This window comes from Marinobacter alexandrii, from assembly GCA_039984955.1.
GTDB lineage: Bacteria > Bacteroidota > Bacteroidia > Cytophagales > Cyclobacteriaceae > Ekhidna.
This window is the reverse complement of the sequence record JBDWTN010000007.1, coordinates 1,903,416-1,927,475: the sequence shown is the minus strand read 5'-3', so window position 1 is coordinate 1,927,475 and position 24,060 is coordinate 1,903,416. Positions and strand designations below refer to the sequence as shown.

Genomic DNA, 24,060 nt, shown 5'->3' with positions numbered 1-24,060 from the left:
AAGGGGGAACTAGATTCGAGTAAATTTGTCAATCAATTTAATAAGGATTTGTCCAATACTATGCTCACCACAATCCCTTCCTTCTCTGACATCAAGCGTACGCATCAGCGAATCTCGAAGTACATTATCCAAACGCCTGTAATGACGTCTAAAAACATCGATGAAATAGCAGGATGTCATATCTTCTTCAAGTGTGAAAACTTTCAAAAAGTAGGTGCTTTTAAGATGAGAGGAGCAGCTAATGCGATCTTCAGCTATCGCCCTGAAGACCGTGCCAATGGCTTTGCTTGTCACTCTTCTGGGAATCACGGTCAGGCAGTAGCACTTGCTGCTAAATTGGCCGGATCAAAAGCATACGTAGTGATGCCAAAAAATGCGTCAAAGGTGAAGATTGATGCGGTGAAAGGATACAATGCAGAAGTCATTTTCTGTGAACCCAATGATCAATCACGAACGAAGACATGTGAAGACATTGTAAAGAAGACAGGCGCCATACTCATTCATCCTTTTGATGACTATAATATTATCGCTGGTCAGGCGTCAGCCGCCAAAGAACTGATTGAAGAGGTAGATGATTTGGACGCAATCATTAGTCCAGTCGGTGGCGGAGGATTAGCTGCGGGCACATGTCTAGTAGCACACTTTCTTGATCCAAACATGGAAGTTTATCTTGGAGAGCCGGAAGCCGTTGATGATGCATATCAATCATTAAAGGCAGGAAAAATTATTCCCAATAAATCTTCAGATACGATCGCAGATGGTTTGAAAACAACAGTTGGTCAGAAGAATTTCGACATCTTAAAGGATCACGTAAAGGAAGTACTTCCAGTTACTGAAAAAGAAATCGTCTCTGCCATGAAGCTGATTTGGGAGCGAATGAAAATTGTGATTGAGCCTTCATGCGCTGTTCCATTTGCCGCAATTCTAAAGAACAAGGAACTCTTCAAAGAGAAACGTGTAGGTGTTATTCTTACAGGAGGTAATGTAGACTTGACCAAGCTACCTTTCTGATTTTATGACGGAAAGAAAAGTCTTTATCATTTCAAACCCTTTTTCCGGGGGTAAATCTGAGAAGATTACAAACTCTCTCAAGAAAAGACTTTTCCATGAAGGTATTGATCATCATTCTTTTGATACTATTCAAACTCAAAATGCAACTAAATCAGTAGCTGAAAACCTGGATGGGTCTTTTACCGATCTTATCATTATTGGTGGTGATGGAACCATTAATGAATCAATCAACGGATTAAAATTTGATATACCGGTCTCCATAATACCTGCTGGAACAGGAGATGATTTTGTAAAGAATATTTCAATCGGGAAAAATCTAGAAGATCAAATACAAACAGCTATTTATGGTCAGGTAAAACAGATAGATCTTGGTCAGTGCAATGACCGAAAGTTTGTGAATGGTGTAGGTATCGGATTCGATGGTCAAATTGTTGAAGATATGGTATCCAAGCGTGTTCCTCTTCTGAAAGGTCATACTGCCTATTATTACCATGTGCTTCGTATTCTTGGAGGTTATCGGGAGCGTTCCTTTCAATATAAAATCGATGATTATTCCTTTAAAAAGGAACTTATTCTACTAACTATAGGCAATGGAACCACATTCGGAGGAGGTTTTAAGTTGATGCCAGAGGCAAAGATTGATGATGGCTTATTAGAAATATGTGAAATAGGCAAAGTATCTGGATTCAGAAGGTTTTTGAATGTTGGAAAGCTATCGGGAGGCACACATGGATCGATGAGTGAAGTCAGTTTTTACAAAGCTAAAAAAGTAAGCATAGCAGGAAATGACGCTCTATTTGCACATATAGATGGCGAGAGAATGGGTCAGCCACCTTTTGAGATTAAGGTGCTGCCAAAGGCATTGAAGCTGAGATTTAGTTCTTTTTGAATCAGCATCAGATCCTGGCCAATATTAGTATTTTCCCAACAAGATATATTGATAATTTATCACGCTTTATTTATGACATTCATATATGATATCACAATAAAATAGATTGTTATCAAGAAAATTAAGCCTAATTAGAGCTTTACGATTTGAAACCTTTAATGTCATGAAACTAAAGTTTGCACTTTCCTCAGCTTCAAGGATTGACGGCACCCAAGTGATTCCGTAATTTCTCCATTGAAATGAGTTAGGAAACAACTTTGCTAAAGAATCTTTGGTTGTTTTATTATCTACTTTTAACTCGTCAAGAATTAATTTATTCTCAGATACTCTAAAGTCAATCTCTTGTAGGTAAACTATATCTCCTATTTTTTTATACTTCAATCCTTCAAAAAAGAGATTTTTCACTTCATCATGATTATTTAAAGTTAGGCAGACGTCATCAGCTTCAATTGATGTTTTTGTCGTTGCTTTTTTCTCAAGTTTTGATCCTTCATCTTCAAAAATGATTTTTTTAAAATCAAAAATGATTTCATCAAATTCTAAATTATCAAGCTCAATAGAATCATACTGAGTTGGAGGTTTCTGTAACATCATCCAGATCGGTTTGGGAATAGTATCTAGCATGCGATAATCTGGATAAATAGATGGCTCTATAGATACAGAATCATCTATTGGTCTCGCATATTCTTCACTTTCAGTTTTACTGGACTTTACTTGATCACAACTAGGAAATAGAGACAAAGTCAAGAAGAAGAGGAGTATTGTTTTTAAATTCATCTAATTTCCATTTAAAAAATCAAAAACAACACTAAAATCAGATTCTTTTACTTGTATTAAAATACTTCTTGCCGGATGGGAACACCCATTGCAATCTACAGCATATTCAATATTCCGGTGTAAAACTCCCCTTTTTAAAAACTGATGCGTATAATCATACATAGTACTTTTAAACGTACTTAAGTCAGAATCAATCATGATTTCTGTGTACGTAATACTAATATTCTTGCCACCTATTTTAATAATTGCACTAAATCGATCATAAACTGTGTTAGGCAAATCAGAGAATATACTTCTAGTGTTCCCGTTTATATTATTTTTCTTGCAATACCGAAGATAATTCATGATTTGTGCTGCTTTTCGGGAATCACTTGAGTCATCGTAGGAAATTTTGGGAAAAGACTCTTGATCTTCATCAAGACTAACTATTTCAATACAATTCCCATTTGCTCCACCAATTCCGCCTGTCCCACAATCATCAGCTACTCCAATCGTACCTCCTGAACCTCCACTAGAACCCCCTCCTGTTCTTTCCGGTCTTTCAGGTAGTGGAGTTCCTAGTCCTCCACCTCCTCCCAAAGTTGGTCCACCAGTATTACCTCCACCGCCTCTGCAATGCGCATCACCGCAATCACAGTGCCATGCTCTTACAGCAGCATTACCGTCATTTAAACCATCTCCGTCACTATCTATTGGGCCCCCATCAAGCCATATATATCCACAGTCACAGCAGTCTGGTAGAGAAAGAGTATTATCATCACTATCTGTCCGGCCATTCGCATTCACATGAGTGACTTCTTCTCCATTTTCATAATAAGATGAAGATTGAATATTTCTATTCAGATCAAGAATCTGATGAGTACCGGTAAATGTGGATAGACTAAACAGAGAAAACTCAAATTCAAAGTGTTGAATGTATCCTACATATCCATCGTTTGTAGGCTCCAGTACTAAATATTCTTTAGTTCCAGAAACTTCACTTTTTATTGGGATCGAATAATGCGCTCCTCGTCTATTAGGATCAATATGAGTCTTCATCACCTTCTCAAGATCTAAATCTCCAATCTTGTTTGATTCGAAATCAAACGTGGTTCGCCCTCTTTCAGATGTGTTATTAAAATTCCTCATGAGTCCAAAAAGTTGATCATCGTCTTGAGGGTTCACAAGTTCAACAATCTCCTCAAATTGGAGCTCAACCTATTCTGATTGAGTACAGGTAAACAAAAAGAGGCTCAAAAAAATAAGTAAGAATAGAGGGTTCAGTGATTTCATATGATGATTAGGTTTTGAAAAATTGAAAGATGAAGCTATTCTAGGTATTTACAAGTTTATCTAACATTTTAAAAAAATACCATAAAACGGATAGGTTTTACAGCATGTTTTGCCATGTTTTTTCCTAAACGTGGTAATTAATGTAAGATCAGAACTTTATTTTCTTATTCAATCCGTCACAATTCACAACTCTTACTCTTCTCTCTTAAACTTAGCCTTCTTCTTAAACCTTAAATAGAACCAAGCAGTAACGGCAATCACACCTATACTGATAAACTGTGAGTGAGAAAGTACTCCATCAATAATGTATCCTCTCGCCTCATCTCCACGGAAGAATTCTATGATTCCCCGTCCAAAAGCATATAAAATGATGTAAATAAAGAATAGCTGTCCTTCAAAACGCTTATGTCTTTTGAACATCAGCAAAATCACAAGAATGCCAAAGATTAAAGTAGCAGAATAAAGTTGAGTTGGGTGGAGAGGAGTGTGTAGCGGTTCAGCTTGAGAAGCTGGATTTGTAAACGTTATGCCCCAAAGCGCATCTGTGGGCGTTCCATGGCAGCATCCAGCGAAAAAACATCCCAACCTTCCTAACCCATGGATGATGCATGCTGTGATAGCTAGCCGATCCATTAGTGGCCAAAGAGGCCATTTTTCTTTCTTGAAGTACCATACAATGATGGGAATAGCAAAAAGGAGTGAGCCATAGAAAACAAAACCAGTACGAAAGTTCTGTTTCATATTCTTCCATGACCCAAAATAGAAGGAAGGGTCTTCCAGATAAAAGAAAAGCTTGCCGCCAATGAAGGCAAATAATATAATCAGGATGGCAAGGTTCTGAATCTTTTCACGCTCAATACCCAAGTCTTTTTTTACAGAATAGGTCATATAAAAAAATCCAAGCGTAGCTCCTATCATGATCATGAACCCGTAGGTATGAATCGTAAAATCACCAATTGTAAAGAGTTCCGGATGCATCCTTAAAATTAGCTTTTAAAAACTGTTTCTTTAGTCTCGTTGCTATCAAATACTCGAATAGCCACCACATCTGCTTCCGCAGTTTTTATACCATCTTTTGAATAAAAGTCACATTTCAGTACAGTCTTGCGTCCTTTTACTTCAATGACTCGAGCCCTAAGTTCTACTTCCGTATTGGGTGTGGGTTTAAGATACTTTACAGAGAGTGTTCCTGTAGCATAGCGATACTCAGGATCTGTATTTAGCGATCTTCCTTCTCGTCGATAAGCATCAGCCATAGCTGTCCCCATACAATGGCAATCTATCAATGTAGCCATGATACCTCCATTCATTAGGTTACTCCAACCATGGTATTCTTCTTTAGAATGCCACTTACACACAGACTCCTCACCCTCCCAATAGCTCTTAATCTGCAAACCAGCATGATTATGACCACATCCAAAACAAACATTCTCAGGCATGTGATCTTGAAAATATTTTGACTCACTCATTTTAGTAACTTTACGAAGAAGCGTTCTTCCAAAATTAACCGAATATGTATCACACTCTCGACCTACATTTTCAAAATTATGATCATGCCATTGCAGCTTTTGTCATAGAAACCGAGGATGGTCCTGTATTAATTGAATCAGGCCCATATAGCACTTTTCCGAGTCTAGAAAAGGGGCTAAATGATATTGGATATAAGGTTGGAGACATCAAACATCTACTTTTATCACACATCCATTTTGATCATGCTGGAGCAGCCTGGGCTTTTGCTGAAAAGGGAGCGAAGGTTTATCTGCATCCGTTTGGATTTGATCATATGCATGATCCAACCAAATTAGTGGCTTCAGCTACCATGATTTATGGTGATCAGATGGATACACTATGGGGAAGAATGGAGGGAATTGCGAAGAAGAATTTGAATATAGTAGAGCATGATGAAGTGCTGGAAATTGGCGGTCAATCTTTTCGAGCCTTACATACCCCTGGACATGCCAAGCATCACATTGCCTGGCACTGGAAGGACACCATTTTTACGGGAGATGCAGCAGGGGTTAAGATAGAGGGAGGACCCGTGGTGCCTCCGTGCCCACCACCAGATATCAATCTGGAAGACTGGATGCATTCAATTGACCTCATACTTTCTAAAAACCCAAACCGATTAGTCTTGACTCACTTTGGGGAAGAAATGAATCCGAATATTCATATGAAGGAACTGAAGGAGATTTTAAATGACTGGGGACAATGGATGAAAGCTAAATGGGAAGAAGGATTGAGTAATGATGAGATCACTCCTCTTTTTATGAAGTATACAGCTCAGCAATTGAAAGACAGAGGTGTTTCAGATCATGGCATCAAACAATACGAATTAGCAAACCCTTCATGGATGAGTGTGGCTGGGTTAGTGAGGTATTGGAAGAAGAAACAAGGAAGCTAAAATCAACTATGTTAATTGCCAACGAAACATTCGAGAAACTCACAGCTCTGGATAATCAAAACGAGTATGAGTGTTGCACGTTCAAAAATTGCGACTTTTCTGGAGGGAATCTATCAGCCACAAAATTCATCGAATCTGAATTTATTGATTGCAATCTCAGTAATGCAAAGTTAAATGAGACCTCAATATTGGATGTGCAATTCAAGAGTTGTAAAATGCTTGGAATTCAGTTTGATATGAGCAATCCATTGTTGTTTTCAGCGATTTTTGAAAATTGCCAGCTAAACGATTGTACATTTTATGAAATGAAGCTTCGACAAGCGGAGTTTACCAATTCGAGCCTGGAAGGGGCCGATTTTACAGCTGCTGATATGAAAGAAGTGAAGATTACAGGATGCGATTTGTCCAATGCGAATTTTGATCGAGCGAACCTTGAGGGAGCTGACTTTCTTATGTCAGTAAGACTCCAAATAGATCCAGAACTTACCCGTATAACGAAAGCAAAGCTTTCAATGAGTCAATTGCCAGGTTTGCTTTCCAAATACAACCTGAAAATCAAAGGGTAATGAGGCTGTCTCAAAAGCCCACATGAACGTCATAGCGAACAAAGTGAAGCTATCTCAAATGATTTAAGCTTTTTTTCTATAGCGAGATCGCTTCGATTCCTCGCGATGACGGCTTTTGAGACAGCCTCATTAATCTAATTACATAGTCGAGGACTTGCGTCGCATTCAGATTGTGGGATAGGTAGAATGAACATGTCTGATCTTGGATCTCTTCCACCAATAAAGACATCCGTTCTGCCACTTACTGCCCATCTCTTTAAGTCATGAAAATAGACACCTTCATATATCAACTCTCGGTTTCTTTCGATAACAAGACTGTCATAAAAGGCATTTGCAGTCAACGTATCTAACAAGGCGGGGAGTCCGGATCGTGTTCTTACAGCATTTAAGTCATCCAGCGCTCCTCCCATCACTGGCGAAGTAAATCCTCCATCCTCAAGAATAGCTTCTGCTCTTGAAAGTAAAAGTTCAGCCAATCTGATAACAGGAATGTTTGCGTCCGTTCTAATGAATTTGGCAGAGCTTACTTGCGTAGTATTTATCACATCGTTGTAATAAGCTGCGGTATTGCTTACCTCGTTCGCCGAAGAGTTTGTCGTAAGGTTTTCTTGCAACACAAACCTGGCATCAGGAGTATAAAATCCTGGAAGGTTGTTGAAGGTACTCTGGATATTTAATAGTTCGTAATTAATATTTAATGCAGCAAACCCCACTCCATTGAGAGATGCTAAGTGCGCTACCAACCCTGTCCTTGTCGCAATGCTGCCTGTGGACGAAACAGAGTTTTGTTGAATGACAAATACGTCTTCATCTGATATTGACGTATTGTTGAATGCATCCATGACATTCGTGTTCAAACTATAATTGGGGATGAGCTGGTTTAGGTAACCTAAGGCCGTATTGAATTCGTTCTGCTGCATCGCTATTCGTGCCAGGAAAGCTCGACAAACATTAACATCTATTCTACTTTCTAGAACTCCGAGTAATGATTCAGCCGCTTCCAAGTCATCTATTGCTCTCTGATACACATCTCCTACAGAAGAACGAGTTAACTCAGGGATTTCATTTGCATCATTGATTTGATCCAGAAGGATGGGTACAGCTGGCTCATTTATTGTGCTAGCTTCGTATTGAGGACCCCAAAATCGAGCCAATTCAAAATATAAGATACCTCTAATAGCTCGGGCTTCACCCTCAATTCTATCTTTCAATGTACTGTCATCCACCCTGTCAATATTGGCTATAATACCATTGACGATATTGATTGTCTCATAAGCTCTTCGCCAGTTGGCTTCTACTCGTAAGTTGATCTGAAGGATGTCTTTGTCCATGAAATCTTGGTAAGCGGGTGCTTCACTTGCTCTCCAAAAAAATATAGTATTAATAGTTCTGGCTAACAACGTGCCAATGATCTGGAAATCCCCCCCGTAGAGTTCGCCTCCATCTCCCCCATCATAGATTCCACCCAAATTCACATATGCGCCATTTAAAGCATCTTCAAAATTTTGATCAGACGTATAAATATCTCCACTCAAAGAGTTTTCAGCTTCAATGTCTAATAAGCCATCACATCCTCCGATAAGAACTGCAATAGCAATGATGAATAGTCTGCGGTAATTGCTAAATTTTAATGTCTTCATGTTACAGTCCAATTTTGATTCCTGACATAATGATTCTAGGCTGTGGAGTATTGAAATTATCAATACCTCTACTGATGTTTTGTCCAATGATGCCATCCAGCGGATCGAAATAACTAACGTCTGGGTCATATCCGATGTAATCCGTAAAGGTCAGTAGGTTGGATGCAGAGACATAAATACTCATGTTTCTGAGCCCTCCCAGACTACTCAACATAGATTCCGGGAAATTATATGTTAATGTAATGTTCTTCAGTCGTATATAGTCCCCGCTTGAAAGCCACCTACTGCTTTGCAGAGGGAAGTTATTGGTAGGATCCAGGCGAGGAATATTAGTTTCATCACCAGGAGCATACCATCGATTGACTTGGTCTTGAGATTGACCTAAATTCAGAATTCCACTATTGGATAAGATTTCACCAGTTTGGAAATAAAGATCTACTCCAGAGACGAACTGAAACATGAAAGAAAACTCAAAGTTCTTATAAGCAATGGAGTTGGTTAGCCCCCCAAAGAGTTCGGGATTTGGATCACCAACGATCATTCTGGGAGCTTCATTCCAGTTATCTGTCGTTCCTCCTTCTCCATCATCATAAAGCGAATTTCCAGTAGCTGGATCTACACCTACAAATTTCTTCATATAAAACACGCCAGCAGACTCACCTTCTCTAAACGCGTTCACGCCTACCGTAAGTTCAGGAAGATTTCCTAAGTCCTCTATCGTGTTTTTATTGGATGAGATATTAAAATCGGTAGTCCATGAAAAATCACTTTTCTGAACATTGACGGTACTTAAGTTGACTTCAAAACCCTGGTTTTTCATCTCAGCCACATTTGCTAAGTATTCTGAAAACCCTGTATACAGTGGTGGAGGTACCGGGAACAATAAATCACTGGTTGTTTTTACATAGTAATCGAATGAACCGCTAATTCGGTCATTGATAATTCCAAAATCCAATCCAACATTAAGTTGAGCAGTCGTTTCCCATTTCAAGTTCTCATTGGCAAGGTTTGCAGGCTCTAAGGTTGCATTCACACCATATCTGGAAGATCTAAAGTAATTCTGACGATAAGCAAAATCATCCAATGGAGTATTACCAACTAAACCATAACTCGCTCTTAGTTTCAAAAGACGGACTGTTTCTACATCGAAGAAAGGGGCATTATTCAACTTCCACCCTGCTGATACAGCGGGGAAGAATCCATACCTATTTTCTTTGCCAAACTTTGAGCTTCCATCTAGTCTTCCACTTAATTGGAAATCAAATTGATTTCCGAGAGAATAGCTGATTCTTGTATATCCTGAAAGAAATACAAATGCACTACCTGGGATGCCGGCTTCAGTGGCGAAAAAAGTATCATTAAACGTAAAAGAGGATTCTGATTTCTGGTATGAGCCACCTAAAATGACCGAGAGGTTATCTCCATCACCGACTTCATCAGTGTACGTAAGCCATCCATTGAGTATTGTATTTACAACTTCTTCTGAGCTCGTTCTCGTTCTTCCATTTCCAGTGCCTGCTCCTTCTTGTGTTTGTGATCCTTGAAACCTGTCTGACGTTATATCACTTAAGTCGACACCTCCATTTATATCTGCCGTTAGGTTATCATTGATTTCATACTTTAATCCCAGACTACCAATGATACTATTATTGGTTACGATATTAGAAGCAAAGTTGACTTCCGTCAACGGGTTGTACTCTAAACTTCGAACGTCTAACTGAAAATTATTTGTCGGATTGTACGTATCTGAGGCTGGGAGAACAATCGCCTGTAAAGGAAAAGCCAAGTCTTGATTTTCTGGGAGTTGATTGTCTTTTGTATAGATATAGTTTAAGTTGAAAGTTGCTGAAAGTCGATCGTTGATTTTGCTATCGAGGGAAACTGACCCATTAAATCGATCAAATTTATTTCCTATTAATATACCTTCTTGAGTGGTGTATCCTACAGAAGCAAAATATCCTAACTCTTCAGACCCACCCTGAAAATCAACATTGGCACGATGTGAAATGCCTCTACGAAAAACTTCATTTTGCCAATTGGTACTGCCACTTGTGCGTAACTCGTCATAAAATCCTGGAATATTTAGGTTGATGGTTCTGCCAGTACCACTGGCAGGAACAAACCTCACAGAGTCAATCCCGGAAGTATAAAAAGTCTCTAAAAACTGGCGGTCAATTTGGTTGTATGTAACTCCATCTATTTCAATAAGAGGATTAAATACCAGATCATTAGCCAAGTCTTCAAATCCTCGAAGGATGAATTCAAATGTTTGAAGAAGATTTTCATCTCCATTTTGGATGTCTAATTTTTTTGGGGTTTCACTAACACCAAACTGATAGTCAACATTCACTTGCATTTTACCCGAGTTTCCACTTTTGGTATTAATAATGATAACACCGTTTGCTGCTCGCGATCCATAAATAGCGGTAGCAGAGGCGTCTTTTAAAATCTCAATAGATTCAATATTACTTGGATTGATATTCGATTGATTTTGAGAGGCGAGTGGTACTCCATCCACCACATAAAGAGGTTGATTGGATGCGGAGAGTGAAGAACCTCCCCTAATTCGTACTTGAGTAGGCTGGCCTAATGTGCCACTTGAATTTTGCACAAACAAGCCTGCCGTCACTCCTTGATTGGCTTGCTCCAAATTGATTAATGGAGCTGGACTAACATCTTCAGCGGATACACTAGAAATACTGCTTGTCAATTCATCTTTGCTTTGAGAGCCTATGCCCATGCTGACTACATTGTCTGAATTAGCCTTTGACCTCATGCTGATAGAAATCGAGGCTTGGCCGGTTAAATAAATTTTTTGTGATTGAAACCCTTCGGCAGTAATGATGAGCGTCTCGTATCCATCATTTAAATTCAAGGTAAACGCACCGGAAGCATTGGTAGTAGAATAAGTTTCTACACCATCTACTTTGATAGTCGCACCAGCTATTCCTTGATTCTCTGCATCAACTACTGAACCACGAAGTGTGACTTGAGCGTAAGATGAGAATACCAATAAAATAGAGGTAAGGCAGGTTAGTGTTAGTCGCATGTTTGGTAGTTGAAGTAATTGGTTAGCTAAAAATAAAAAGATTACTCTTTAGCCAAACCAAAAATGGGCAGTAATCGATGATTCTGCCCTCTGCTTCGTTTGATACTTAATTGTCCTATTTTATTCGTATCTAAGAGACTCTACAGGGTTCTTCAAAGCAGTATTTAAAATCTTTGCCGAGGCGATTGCCAGCGCTACGAATACGATCAGCATAAATGGTAAGGACATGGTAAGAATTGTAACTCCTTGGTAAACTTCAAATATGGATACCATGATCCATTCCAATAAATAGTACGAAGCGACGGCACCTATCGAAGCAGATACTATCAACAGCCAGAAGAATTCTGCGTTTAAAAGCACGATGATTTGATTGATAGTCGCTCCAAGTACTTTCCTTACGCCAATCTCTTTAATTCGTTTGATGATGTTGAGAGAGACCAGTGTATAGAGCCCAATAGTTGAAAGTGTAAGCGCAACGAAAGCAAGAAACTGAAACATGAGCACGATATTGGTATTTATTTCTTCAGCTTGAATGGTGGTATCTGCATAATCTGCATTGAATGGTTTATTTGGAAATACATCCAGCCATTCTGCTTCCAGACGGTCGTAAAGTTTGACGGGATCCATTTCACTTTTTACCAGCATATAGTATCTCTTATCCTTTTGAGCCAATCGTATTCCCATTGGCTCTACTTCATTGAACACTCCTACTTGATGGAAATCATTGACGATTCCCACCACGTTCAACCTGGTGCTATCGTCTATTCGGATTACCTGTCCGATAGGTTCTTCCCAGCCGAACTCTCTTGCCAGTATCTCATTAACCACAATAGAGTTAGCTCGGTCATAATCCTCTATTTCATCATTAAAAAATCTCCCTTCAATCATTTTCAATTCCATGAATTCAAAATATTCAGGAGTGAAATCTACCATGTCAGACTCAACTTGCTTTTCTCCATTTGAAAGTGTTCTACTATAGCTCCAGTTTCCGATTCTGTTGTAAGTTGCTGCTACTGAAGTGATTTGAGACATTTGCTCTAGAACAGGCCTGAAACCCTTTAGTTCAGATTCGCTTTCTATGCCAATCGAAAGCATTGGATCTTTGGTATATCCCAGATCAAATTCAGACTGATAGGTTGTATTATTATAAAAGGCGAAAGCTGAAATTAAAGCCATGGCGGTAGTCATGTACTGTGCACCCAGCAAGAACTTTGAGAACTTGCTGCTGCCTCCAAGCTGAAGATTGCCTTTCAAAATCTTGACAGGTTGATACTTGCTTATATAAAGCGAAGGATATGCTCCGGCTATTAATGCAGTAAAAAGCAGTAGTCCGATGAGAAAAACGTAGATCTCCGGATTCGAATTAAAGCTTAGTTCTAAATCAATGAACTCCCAAAGGGCGCTATAAGCGGGAACCAATATATCTGCTATGGCCAGTCCGACTAGCAGTGCGCCCAGACAAAGAATCAAATTTTCACCCATAAATTGAGCAATGAGCTGTTTACGCCTACTGCCCATTACCTTTCTAATACCAATTTCTTTTAGCCGCTTACTTGATATAGCTATAGAAGTATTCGTGAAATTGAAACAAGCAATCAACAAGAGTTGAATGGCCATAATTACCGGACCGATAACAGCTGATGATGGGACGGGATTATTTAACCAATTAGATCTAATGTTCTCCGAATTTTTGGCAAGCGTAGTAAGTCTTTCAAGGTAGTAACTTGAGATTGTAAAATCGTCACGAGCTTCGTTCTGTACTTCTATGTAATTATCGTTTATATAGTCTAACAAGTTTTGAGGATACTGACCATCTGACATGACGAATGTTGCAGCATTGAAACGCTCCCAGTCATCATTTTCAAGTCCGCTTATTTTCAAGTAATTATCATAATGGGTAATAGCCCTGAACGTCATTGAAGAATTTATCGGGATTTTTTCCAAAACTGCTCCAACAATAAATGGAAATTCATTTCCCTCACTATCTATAAGGTTGATAATTTCTCCTCTAGGATCTTCATTGCCAAAATAAGTTTCAGCCATTTGTTCACTCAGAATAATTTTACTTCTATCAAGAAGTACGTCTTTGTCGCCATACTTGAACGGGAATGTGAACATTTCAAAATAATCATCCTCACCAAAACCGATATACTGCTCAAGGACATTAGCATCTTTTTTTACAACATACCTGCTAGACTCATACCTTGAATAATGGGTTACGCCTGGAATCTTACCCCTTATTTGCTCACCTAGTGCTATTGGAGTAATTCCATAAGGTACTTGTTCTCCTTGGACGGTTTTGTAAGAATGAATTTTATAGATACGAGCATGATTTTCATGGTTGTGATCATATTGGGCATCAAAATTCCAATTTAGATAAGCTACAATACAGCAAGCTAATGAGAGTCCAAGCCCAATCAGGTTTATGATGACATAAGATTTATTACGGGAGAAATTTCTTAGCGTAATCTTCAGAAAGTTGTTAAACATGGTCAGGTATTTAGATCGTTTATTTGTCAACAAATATGCCAACGCTTACAAACGCCTGATTAATAGCGAATTAAAGAAATTAATTGAATGAAATATGTTCGGAAATGAACTCAAAAGTCGTTCGATGATAGCAAATCAAACTTTAGGGTTAGGAATCATCCTCTTCTTATTAGCATTATGTAAAATCATTTCACAAACGAAAATATTGACAATCCAACTACCCCAAGAAGCAAACTGATAGACAACCACAAAGCCTATTGGATTGAAAAGAGCTATTAGTAGAAATAATCGCAAAGTGAGTGATGAGAATGTTAAAGCAAAGCTCCGATACATCCAAATTCTGTGTTTTTCAACATCACCTAATTTGATGTGATGATAGGCTAAATATGTGAAGCAAAACCAGAGAATAGCAAGAATTGAAAAGCCCAGTCTGGTAATTAATCCTCCGGTAGCAAATTGCGCTGCAATCAATCCACATGGCGCGCTAATAAAGATGGAGAGAACGTAAACTTTGCCTACTATCCTGTGCAAGCTGGTCCAGCTTTTCCTGAACATGCGAATGAATTGGTACGCTCCAGCTACAATTGAAATGATCCCAAGTGCAATATGTGTTTTGAAAACAATAGCATACCACAGTTCAGAGCTTAGCGGTTTGGCATCAAAAAAAGAGTTCTTGGTATAGATAAAGTAAGCGGAGGCCATCACTGCCATACTTATAGATCCAAGGATGATGAAGGATTTAGAGATTAATAGTCTCATAGTTTGATATTTATATAGGTTACTCCTTTGGATGTGTGAGAGAAGGAAGCTCCTTCAAAGTCTGGCGGACCAAATGTGGTAGAAGGGTTATTAGAGAAACCATAAGGCTCCTTCGGAATTCTCAGAAAATTGCTATCCAATTTGCCGTTTGAGTTTATGTCATGATAGATGCTAATAGCGTATGTACCTTCAGGAACATCCTCGAAAATCTCTTGGATAGTTAGTTGTTGAACTTCTTGCTGTTGCCTTTTAAAAGAATGGTGTAGAAAGCCTTTTTCATCATTGAAGAGACTTATTCTTATGACACCAGTAGTTTCTTCTATTCCTGAAACAGTGACAATAATCTTAGCATTACCTGCTTGCTGTTGTGGGGACGAGAATGAAAGTAAAAAAGATAAAATGAGATGCATAGTTTTTTCCTGCTAAGATCTTTGCAGATTTATGCAGCTTCGCTTATGCCGATAAGGTGAGACTTTAAAAAGGTCCTTTCTTATAAGGAAGAACTTCTGAACTCCTTCTTGAAATCTGTTGGAGTGGTTCCAGTATGTTTTTTGAATGACTTGTTAAAAGAAGATTTGGATTTGTATCCACAATCTAGAGCGATACCAAGGAGGGATAGGTGTTTATAATTAGAGTCGTTTAACCGACTCTTTACTTCTTCGATTCGGTACTGATTGATAAAGTCATAGAAGTTAAGTTGAAACTGCTGGTTAATCACTTGTGAAAGATAAGGTGCTTTCAAGTTCATTTTTTCCGCTAGGAAAGGCAGTGAAATTTCTGAATTTAAGAAGAGTTTGTCTTCGAGCATTATTCTCTCGAGCTCGCTTTTTATGTGCACGATGGACTCAGTTTTGAGTCCGGATTTAGCATATTTTTCTTCTACCGTTTTTTTGCTTTCAAAAAACTGCAGATCAGTGAAAATGGCTTGTTGTTTAATCCCGAAAAAACCAAGGACAAAAACATATGCCATAATGATGAATGAGACATAATAAAACACGTTGTTGACTGATAGTGCCTCACTATCTAATGCAACAGAAAGTACCAAATAAATAGAAATGAAATAAAATAAAAAGCTCAAAACAAGAAAGGAGAGCCATTTATAAGAAGTAAGATTAGATTGATTGTTGCTAACACTCCTACGGAAAGCTTTGAGCAGATAAAATCCCCAAACTATATAAGCAGCAGTTACCAGTGCAAGCACCTGTCCGCTTTGATAGAATATTGGAAAATCGGTTTGGGTAATACCTAAAAATCCATTCTTTGGATTTAACTCTAGCACACCCGTAAATAACCCAATCAAAAGAATAGCATTGTAGCTTATGTAGGGGATAGTATGAAGGAGTATCGTTTTCCCGTCGATTATTTTTTCAATAGCTAAGGACCTGACATACAAAAAGAATATAGGAGTATGAAGTATAACCAATGAGAAACCTAATATTCCAATTACATCAGGGACTTTTTCCGGAAAGAAGAACATACTGAAGTAATAAAGCAGATGAATTACGAGGAGAATCAAGTAGGTAATTAAAAAGAAGTCGGGAGGTGTTTTTCTTTTTTTCGTAATAATTAAGGCAGCAAAAAAGATTGCCTGAGAAGCGCCTAAAACCATGATGGTTCCTCCAGAGATCATGCGTTCAATTTAACAAAACTCCTGATTGTAGATAAAAAAAAGCTCGCTAATCAGCGAGCTTTTTTCACATTGTGTTTTTTCCTATTCGTACCTCAAAGAATCCACCGGATTACGCGTTGCTGTTCTCAATATTCTGCCTGAGGCAATCACCACGGCAATTACCATCAAAAGGATGAATGGAGCTACGACTGTAAATAAACTTATGGCTTGATAAACGGAGAAGATGGATGCCATCAATGCATCGATTGCAAGATAGGATAGCGCACTTCCGATAATCGCGAAAATAAACAAGAGCCAAAAGAATTGCTTGTTCATCAAAACCAGTATTTGACCAATGGATGCTCCAAGGACTTTTCGAACGCCTATCTCTTTCACTCGTTTGATGATGTTGAGAGATACCAGCGTGTATAGACCAATGGACGAAAGCACTAGAGCCAATAAACCCAGAAACTGGAACATCTTCATGATATTCTTGTTGACCATTTCAGTACCTGCAAGCTCTTCGTCAATAAATTCTGCATTGAAGGGAGTATTAGGTGCTACTTCATACCACTTTTCCTCCATCAAATCTCTGAACTCTGTTTGGCCCATGCTACTTTTCAAGACCACAAAATTCATGTTGTCATTATCTGCGAGACGAAATGCGGAGGGTTGCACAGGATTGAAAAAGCCCCACATGTAGAAATCCTCCATTACACCGATGACGGTTAATCGAGTGCTGTCATCAATGTTTACAATCTTGCCTAGAGGTTTCTCCCAACCAAATTCCTTCACCATTGCTTCATTGACAATAATGGAGCTCTCTCTATCAGAATCAGAAATCTCTGAATCGAAGTATCTACCATCTACCATTTGAAGATTCATGATGTCCTGATAGTCCAGACTAAAATTCATCATTTCAGCCTCAACTTCATTCTCTTCTGATTTTAGTGTTCTGCCATACGTCCACCAGCTAATGTGATGTGTCGTGCCAACAGCTTGCTCTACTTCTGGCATTTGATTTGTAAGGTTATAAAACCTATCGAATTCCGACTGATTCTCCACCCGTACGGCGAAGATGTTATTTTTCTCAAAGCCTATATCATAGTTGTTTTGATAGTCAGCATTGTTTGAAAATGCCAGTGCCGAAATGAGTGCGATGATGGTAAGTAAGTATTGCATTCCAAGAAGGATCTTAGAAAACCAATTTGTTCCACCTAATGTAAGACTACCTCTTAAAATATTTACTGGCTGGTAAGCACTGATGTATAGCGAAGGATAGCCACCCGCAATGACCGACGTAGTGATCAGCAGCCCTCCGAGGAATAAATATATTTCACGGTCTGTAGATAGGTTTAAATCCAGATTAATGAAATCCCACATTGCGCTGTAGGCGGGTACCAGAAAGTACGCTATCCCAAGAGCAACGACCATAGCCATAAATGAAAGAAGAAGGTTCTCTCCCATAAATTGAAAAATGAGCTGCTTTCTATTGCTACCCATAACTTTTCTAATTCCAATCTCTTTTAACCGTTTGCTCGAAATAGCTATGCTCGTATTTGTAAAATTGAAACAAGCGATTAAAAGCATCAGAAATGCCATGATTAAAGGCGTAATAACAGCAGGAGGTGGAGGAGGTTGGTTTAACCAATTGGATCGAATAGACTCGGCTATTTTGCCCAAGTTAGTAAGTTGAACTAAGTAATAATTACTTACTAAAAAATCTTCTCTAGCCTCATTTTGAATATTAACATAGCTGTTGTTTAGATCTTCTGCTAGATTTTGTGGGTATCCACCTTCTGACATCACAAATGTGGCCCCTACGAACCTGCTCCAATTTGTGTTTTCCAGTTCACGAATTTTTAGGTAATTATCAAATCGTGTAATTGCGTTGAAAGTCACAGAAGAGTTGGAGGCAAATGGATTAAGCACACCCCCTACAGTCATCGGATACTGATTCCCATCCTCGTCAATGATTGTGACAATCTCTCCAGTCGGATCGACACCCTCACCAAAGTAGCTATTGGATGTGTTGGTGCTTAGAATAACCTTACTTTGATCGAGGAAGGCTTCTTTATTTCCATACTTGAATGGGAAGGAGAACATTTCGAAAAAGCCCTCATCAGCAAAAGCAATATCACGATTAAAGACATTCAAATCTTTTTTCAGGATTAATCCACTGGACGTATACCTGGAATAATGAGAAATACCTGTGATTTGATCTTTGATCACCTCCCCCAATGCAAGTGGAGTGATACCATAAGGCACATTTCTTCCTTGTACATCTTTGTTGATATGAATCTTATAGATTTTCTCATGATTTGCATGATTCTGATCATATTCAGCAGCAAATTTCCAATTCAAGTACCCAACAATGCAACAGGCCAACGATAGTCCAAGGCCTAATATGTTGATGAATACGTACGATTTGTTTTTGAGAAAATTTCTAAGAGTGATTTTGAAGAAGTTGCGCAACATAATTTCTTTCAGTTAGAGTTTTGAATATCTCAGAAAGTATGCCATTCGCATTAAGTATCTGATTTAAAGAATGTTATCCATTAAATCAAGTTTAATTAAGTTCGAAATCGCACACCTTAATGATCACAATGGTGTTAGTGATTATATCTATTTGATTCTAAAAAGATTAAAAGGTTGCTTCTAAGTAAAAGTATATGCCCACCAGATAAGTAAAAACTGTAGTGGAAGTCGTAGTGCCAGTACCCAGATCATCTTCTTTTTTCGCCATCCTTTTATGAAGTGATAAATATTTGCAGGATATATGACTATGAGCAAAAGAATGATTCCCCATGCAGCAAGTGAGGTATATGAAGGGATGAGTAATAGGATACCTAAAACAATCTCAGCAATGCCACTCACCCAGTTTATGAGTTTTGGATAAGGTAAAAATGGAGGAATAATTTTCTTATAAAACCGAGGCATCACAAAGTGATTAACTCCGGCGATAATATAGAGGATTGCCATGACCCATAAATTGATAGTTTCTCCTGACACGCCTCTAAAATAAAAGTATTGAGATGTTTAAAACGTAAATAGTTTTCATACTAGTAATACTCTGATTCAACTCTAATTACAGCAATCTAATTCTTCGATATTTAACTAGAACAGTTATCGAAATTTAGTCAGCTAAGCGTGAAAAGCATAAAATGAGATTTAAGGTGTAACAGTAATTGCAGATTTACCTTCAAAATCTATGTATCTATCATCTACTCTAAAGCTGACGGGCCATGTTCCAGGGGCTATCTCAGTTGGAAGAGAGAAGTAAAAAGTACCTCCAAAATTTGTTGTTGCCTGAATTATTTGGTTGTTAATTTCTAGAAAACCATCCCGTTCACTATTAACTCTGTTAGTGTTAATAATGATTTGATCATCAGGGTCTGAAATCGAAGCTTCACTGTCGAGAAACCAGGCGCTTGATTTGATATAGAATGTCTTTGCGGAGGTAATCTCAAACCGATCTAATCCATCTAAAACACCATTTAAGCTAAAAGTATAGCTTGCTTCTGAAAAGATGTTAGATTCTGGAATAGTTTTCACAATCACCTCATTTTCAGAATCTCCATAAGCAGCAGTCATTAGAGACGTATTATCATTAGTAAGATCTATCAAATTAGCATTGGGTTCATCGCGATCTATTAAGCATTCTGATAAACCTTCAAATTGAAGCTTGATCTCAAATTCTTGACTATCTCTTGTAAGTAATATTGTATCCACATTATACCCTTTGAATACAGGTTTTTCTAGTACAAATTTTTCCTGCAATAGAAAATGCTCTTCTGGAAAAGTTTCATTTTGATCATTCTGAGTAGCAAGCTTTAATGTATAAGTTCTGAAACCTGATAAACATGGGATTATGGTGATGTGTTTATCATTAATTTAATGATATCGGAGCTTAACCCTCCTAATTCGCCGAATCCGTTACCTGTATCAAAGGTATAGATCAAATCAACTCCATTATCAAAATCATCGAAGTTGGTGCCAGAAAAGAAAATCGTATCCCCTATAAATCCACTTAAGTTAGTAATTCCATCAAAAGAATAGTTTATCCCAGCTGAGTCGTCTCCACAGGCAAATAAGAAGGCAAGGACTATAGTAGTAGTATATTTTTTCATGAACTTAGGTTTATAAGCATCAAAAATAAACATGTTACCAAACACAATATGTAATCTATGTTGAAAGGTTTTTACGATATTTGATATCAATAAATTCAACCTAAGACCAATGTATCGAATTCTCACACTTCTATTTATTACACTAATTGCCTGCTCACCTAAGACTTCTAACCTAGAAGTTAACAAGTGGGAAACTCAGGCAGCCAATGTTGAAATCATCCGTGACGATTATGGTGTCCCACATGTTTATGGTGAAACAGATGCTGATGCGGTATTCGGATTACTTTATGCGCAGTGTGAAGATGACTTTAGAAGAGTAGAACGAAACTTCACCTGGGCCATTGGTAGGTTGGCAGAAGCAGAAGGAGAAGAGGCAATTTATAGTGACTTAAGAGCCCGATTATTCATGACGGAAGATGAAGCAAAAGCTAATTATCAATCTACTCCGAAATGGTTGGAAAAGTTATGCGTTGCATGGGCTGACGGGATCAATTACTATCTGCACACGCATCCCGAAGTAAAACCTAAAGTGATTAAAAAGTATGAGCCATGGATGACGATGTATTTCACAGAAGGATCTATTGGAGGAGATATTGAGCGAGTATCTACAAGGCGAATAAAAGAGTTTTATGAAAGGGAAAAAGTAGCTGTGCTCGACAAACCGATATTAAAAGAGGGCTATGCCCTCGAAGAACCTCAAGGATCAAATGGATTTGCAATATCAGGAGATCTTACAGAGTCAGGAAATGCCATGCTATTAATCAACCCGCATACTTCATTTTATTTCAGAGGAGAAGTTCATGTGGTCAGTGAAGAAGGGTTGAATGCTTATGGGGCTGTTACCTGGGGGCAGTTTTTTGTTTATCAAGGCTTCAATGAAAATACAGGATGGATGCATACCTCTACTTATACAGATGTAATCGACGATTTTAAAGAAACCATCATAGAAAAAGAGGATGGCTTATACTATCAATATGGCGATGAAGAAAGACCCGTTGAGGTAAAAGAAGTGATTCTAAAATATGTAGAGGATGGTGAAATGAAAGAGAAAACTTTCCCCGTTTACCGAACGCATCATGGGCCGATCACTCATGAGGTTGACGGTCAGTGGACAGCCACGGCACTAATGTGGGAACCAGTAAAAGCGTTGGAGCAATCCTATGTTAGATCAAAGAAGAAAAATCTGGAAGAGTTTAACGAGATGATGGACATTCGAACTAACTCCTCCAATAACACTGTATTCGCAGATTCTGAAGGAAACATTGCCTACTATCATGGTAATTTCATTCCGATTAGAGATGTACAGTTTGATTACACTAAACCTGTTGATGGGAGTAATCCGCAAACAGATTGGCAGGGACTTCATCCAGTAGAGGAGGCAATTACGGTGATGAACCCTCCAAACGGATGGATTCAAAACTGCAACTCAACTCCCTTTACATCTGCTGCAGAGTATAGTCCCAAGAAAGAGGACTACCCAAATTACATGTCTCGCATTCCGGAAAATTTCAGAGGAGTGAATGCTATTCGATTATTATCAGAAACAGAAAACCTTTCGTTGGATGGTTTAATAGATCTTGCTTATAATCCTTATCTGCCAGCATTTGAAAAGGTAATTCCAGGGTTGATAGAAGCGTACGATGCTGTTGGCGATCAGTCTTTGAGTGAGGAAATTGAATTACTTAGAAATTGGGACTTTAAAACAGGTGTAGAATCAAAAGCGATGAGTTTAGCCCACTTCTATGGAATGATGCTCTATCGAGAGGGCGACATTCCTGGTAACTTGGAAGGCATGGAACGTTTTGAATTTTTTGGAACAGATATGCCAATGGGAGAAAGGGTTGGGATATTTCAATTGGCAATTGAGGAAATGGATCGCAGATATGGCACATGGATCATTCCTTGGGGAGAGATTAGCAGATTCCAGCGTATCTCTGGAGATATTGATGCTTCTTTCGATGATAATGCAGCTAGCTATCCAGTAGGATTAACAACTGCTCGTTGGGGGCATCTTGCAGCCTACGGTATGCGAGGAAAGCATGATGTGAACAAAATATATGGTACGAGAGGAAACAGTTTTGTGGCAGCTGTAGAATTTGGAGATCGGTTGGTTGCAAAGACGCTTTTGGCAGGAGGTCAGAGTAGTGATCCTAATTCGCCTCATTTTGATGACCAAGCTGAAATGTATGCTAAAGGAGAGTTTAAGGATGTGGCATTTTATCGTGAAGATGTAGAAGCGCGAGCGGAAGAAACCTATACACCGGGGAAGAGGTAACTATTGTACAAAAACGCTAGTAGACATATAACGGGAGGTAAACTTGTAATCCTTTTGATTCACCGAAAAGAATGTTGGAATGAATTTGATTTGTATAGTTTAACACTAGAAATCGATAAATAACCAGCAAACCAATTCCAGATATGAATAGCGAAAAGATTTACCCGTCACGAGCAAAAATTTTAAAGGCTACCAAGATTGAAATTTTTAGTTCTCTTTCAGAGAAGTTTGGCTCAGACTATAGAATTCCGCAGAAAGATTCTGATTGTGATCATGTGATGAACTTTCAATTGGACCGCCTATTTTCAATTATTCATGATAATTAAGAGGTATCAGAAATAAAAAAACCAGGTTCAACCCTGGTTTCTTTGTTTTGATAGAGGAAGAAAAATTAAGCTTCAGCCCAATTCTTGGCCATATTATACATTTGATCAAAAAGATGATTTATAATTGGAATCATCTCTTCTTTTAGTTCCTCTGGTAATAACATTGTTAGTTCAGCAATTTCATCATCACTAATTCCTGTTGAATGGTTCTCCTCAGTTTCTTGATGCATTTTTCCGAAATAATCTAATTGACTATAAAGATCAGCATCCTTCAGTGCAGGGTGCAGAGCTTCTTTGAATTTGTCAAAAGTAATTTCCAACACTTCTACCATGAGCATTCTGGCAACAGGGTCTGTGTATTGTTTGATGTACCTTGAAAAAGAATATATCGTTTCCCTTACTTCCATTGAAGAGTCTCCCCATACATCCGTAATCAGATCAACTGAAGATGCATTCTTAAATTGCCCGCTCATAAACGCAAGATCATTTAAGTACCACTCCCAATGATTAGAGTCCTCATCACTGTGAGTATTCACACTTTTTTCTAGGTCATTTGTTGGGTTTTCATAACGAACAAGCTGCATTAAGTCCTTAAATCCCATTACGAAGAAGAGCATTTTAGGAACAAAGTTGAGTTGCTTCCGAATGTCAACTTCTTGTTTAAGCTTTTGATGTAGAGGATTGTTGGCAAATTTTTCAGCGCCAAGCTGAAATTCCTCCTGAAGCTTAAAGTTTAAATCATTTTCATTCTTGGTTTCAACTGTTTTTTGAACGTGAGTAATCATAGCTTTTTTGGTTTTTAAATACTAAATAGTTTGAATAGACATAAGATTATTCTTAAGTTATTAAACAATTATAACTTTAAA

21 protein-coding genes are annotated in these 24,060 nt (G+C 38.3%); 6 read left to right on the top strand and 15 right to left on the bottom strand.

All coding sequences use genetic code 11. From position 1 onward, the window contains the following. Positions 1–60: 60 nt before the first annotated feature. Positions 61–1,011 carry a threonine/serine dehydratase gene (locus ABJQ32_14725; GenBank protein MEP5290903.1) on the top strand — a complete coding sequence of 317 codons (951 nt, stop codon included), beginning with the start codon at positions 61–63 and terminating at the stop codon, positions 1,009–1,011. Positions 1,012–1,015: 4 nt separating this feature from the next. Then, positions 1,016–1,900, top strand: a complete 885-nt coding sequence (locus ABJQ32_14720; protein ID MEP5290902.1) for a diacylglycerol kinase family protein — start codon at positions 1,016–1,018, stop codon at positions 1,898–1,900. A 66-nt stretch (positions 1,901–1,966) separates the two neighbouring features. Here ABJQ32_14720 and ABJQ32_14715 read toward each other — a convergent pair whose 3' ends face one another. From ABJQ32_14715 to ABJQ32_14700, 4 genes are all read right to left on the bottom strand, one after another. Next, complete coding sequence (locus tag ABJQ32_14715; GenBank protein ID MEP5290901.1) at positions 1,967–2,677, bottom strand: hypothetical protein; 711 nt, start codon at positions 2,675–2,677, stop codon at positions 1,967–1,969. Beyond that, on the bottom strand, positions 2,678–3,805 hold the full coding sequence (locus ABJQ32_14710) for a hypothetical protein (GenBank protein ID MEP5290900.1): 1,128 nt from the start codon (positions 3,803–3,805) through the stop codon (positions 2,678–2,680). It lies immediately after the preceding gene. Between the two features lie 336 nt (positions 3,806–4,141). After that, positions 4,142–4,927: a prolipoprotein diacylglyceryl transferase gene (gene lgt / locus ABJQ32_14705; protein MEP5290899.1), complete on the bottom strand. Its 786-nt coding sequence runs from the start codon at positions 4,925–4,927 to the stop codon at positions 4,142–4,144. Between the two features lie 8 nt (positions 4,928–4,935). Then, positions 4,936–5,418, bottom strand: coding sequence for a PaaI family thioesterase (locus tag ABJQ32_14700; protein MEP5290898.1), 483 nt, complete (start codon positions 5,416–5,418; stop codon positions 4,936–4,938). 44 nt (positions 5,419–5,462) lie between these two features. On the opposite strand from ABJQ32_14700, the gene ABJQ32_14695 reads away from it, so the two are divergent. Together ABJQ32_14695 and ABJQ32_14690 are read left to right on the top strand one after the other, a co-directional pair. Then, a complete protein-coding gene (locus ABJQ32_14695; GenBank protein MEP5290897.1) occupies positions 5,463–6,350 on the top strand; it encodes an MBL fold metallo-hydrolase in 888 nt (295 codons plus the stop codon). After that, positions 6,296–6,916 carry a pentapeptide repeat-containing protein gene (locus tag ABJQ32_14690; protein ID MEP5290896.1) on the top strand — a complete coding sequence of 207 codons (621 nt, stop codon included), beginning with the start codon at positions 6,296–6,298 and terminating at the stop codon, positions 6,914–6,916. Before ABJQ32_14695 ends, ABJQ32_14690 begins: the two co-directional genes overlap by 55 nt. A 134-nt stretch (positions 6,917–7,050) precedes the next feature. Here the strand turns inward: ABJQ32_14690 and ABJQ32_14685 are convergent, their stop codons facing one another. The 10 genes from ABJQ32_14685 to ABJQ32_14640 all read right to left on the bottom strand — a co-directional run bounded on the left by ABJQ32_14685 (position 7,051) and on the right by ABJQ32_14640 (position 20,593). Further along, positions 7,051–8,556, bottom strand: coding sequence for a RagB/SusD family nutrient uptake outer membrane protein (locus tag ABJQ32_14685; GenBank protein ID MEP5290895.1), 1,506 nt, complete (start codon positions 8,554–8,556; stop codon positions 7,051–7,053). Position 8,557: 1 nt separating this feature from the next. Further along, a complete protein-coding gene (locus ABJQ32_14680) occupies positions 8,558–11,605 on the bottom strand; it encodes a SusC/RagA family TonB-linked outer membrane protein (GenBank protein ID MEP5290894.1) in 3,048 nt (1,015 codons plus the stop codon). Between the two features lie 120 nt (positions 11,606–11,725). Continuing rightward, positions 11,726–14,095: an FtsX-like permease family protein gene (locus ABJQ32_14675; protein ID MEP5290893.1), complete on the bottom strand. Its 2,370-nt coding sequence runs from the start codon at positions 14,093–14,095 to the stop codon at positions 11,726–11,728. Positions 14,096–14,230: 135 nt separating this feature from the next. Then, positions 14,231–14,854 (bottom strand): DUF2306 domain-containing protein, encoded by a 624-nt coding sequence (locus ABJQ32_14670; GenBank protein ID MEP5290892.1) that lies wholly within the window; start codon positions 14,852–14,854, stop codon positions 14,231–14,233. Then, positions 14,851–15,264: a DUF2141 domain-containing protein gene (locus ABJQ32_14665; protein ID MEP5290891.1), complete on the bottom strand. Its 414-nt coding sequence runs from the start codon at positions 15,262–15,264 to the stop codon at positions 14,851–14,853. Before ABJQ32_14665 ends, ABJQ32_14670 begins: the two co-directional genes overlap by 4 nt. Before the next feature lie 80 nt (positions 15,265–15,344). Continuing rightward, positions 15,345–16,484 (bottom strand): helix-turn-helix domain-containing protein, encoded by a 1,140-nt coding sequence (locus tag ABJQ32_14660; protein MEP5290890.1) that lies wholly within the window; start codon positions 16,482–16,484, stop codon positions 15,345–15,347. Between the two features lie 81 nt (positions 16,485–16,565). Next, a complete protein-coding gene (locus ABJQ32_14655) occupies positions 16,566–18,941 on the bottom strand; it encodes an FtsX-like permease family protein (GenBank protein MEP5290889.1) in 2,376 nt (791 codons plus the stop codon). A gap of 180 nt (positions 18,942–19,121) precedes the next feature. Continuing rightward, on the bottom strand, positions 19,122–19,445 hold the full coding sequence (locus ABJQ32_14650) for a DoxX family membrane protein (GenBank protein MEP5290888.1): 324 nt from the start codon (positions 19,443–19,445) through the stop codon (positions 19,122–19,124). A gap of 189 nt (positions 19,446–19,634) precedes the next feature. Next, on the bottom strand, positions 19,635–20,195 hold the full coding sequence (locus ABJQ32_14645; GenBank protein MEP5290887.1) for a hypothetical protein: 561 nt from the start codon (positions 20,193–20,195) through the stop codon (positions 19,635–19,637). A 137-nt stretch (positions 20,196–20,332) separates the two neighbouring features. Then, positions 20,333–20,593 carry a hypothetical protein gene (locus ABJQ32_14640; protein ID MEP5290886.1) on the bottom strand — a complete coding sequence of 87 codons (261 nt, stop codon included), beginning with the start codon at positions 20,591–20,593 and terminating at the stop codon, positions 20,333–20,335. A gap of 109 nt (positions 20,594–20,702) precedes the next feature. On the opposite strand from ABJQ32_14640, the gene ABJQ32_14635 reads away from it, so the two are divergent. After that, the gene (locus ABJQ32_14635) at positions 20,703–22,868 is read left to right on the top strand and encodes an acylase (protein ID MEP5290885.1); all 2,166 of its coding nucleotides are present in this window, start codon (positions 20,703–20,705) and stop codon (positions 22,866–22,868) included. A 143-nt stretch (positions 22,869–23,011) separates the two neighbouring features. Continuing rightward, a complete protein-coding gene (locus tag ABJQ32_14630; protein MEP5290884.1) occupies positions 23,012–23,194 on the top strand; it encodes a hypothetical protein in 183 nt (60 codons plus the stop codon). A 65-nt stretch (positions 23,195–23,259) separates the two neighbouring features. Here the strand turns inward: ABJQ32_14630 and ABJQ32_14625 are convergent, their stop codons facing one another. Continuing rightward, entirely contained in the window at positions 23,260–23,979 is a 720-nt protein-coding gene (locus ABJQ32_14625) for a hypothetical protein (GenBank protein MEP5290883.1), read from the bottom strand. Between the last annotated feature and the right edge of the window lie 81 nt (positions 23,980–24,060).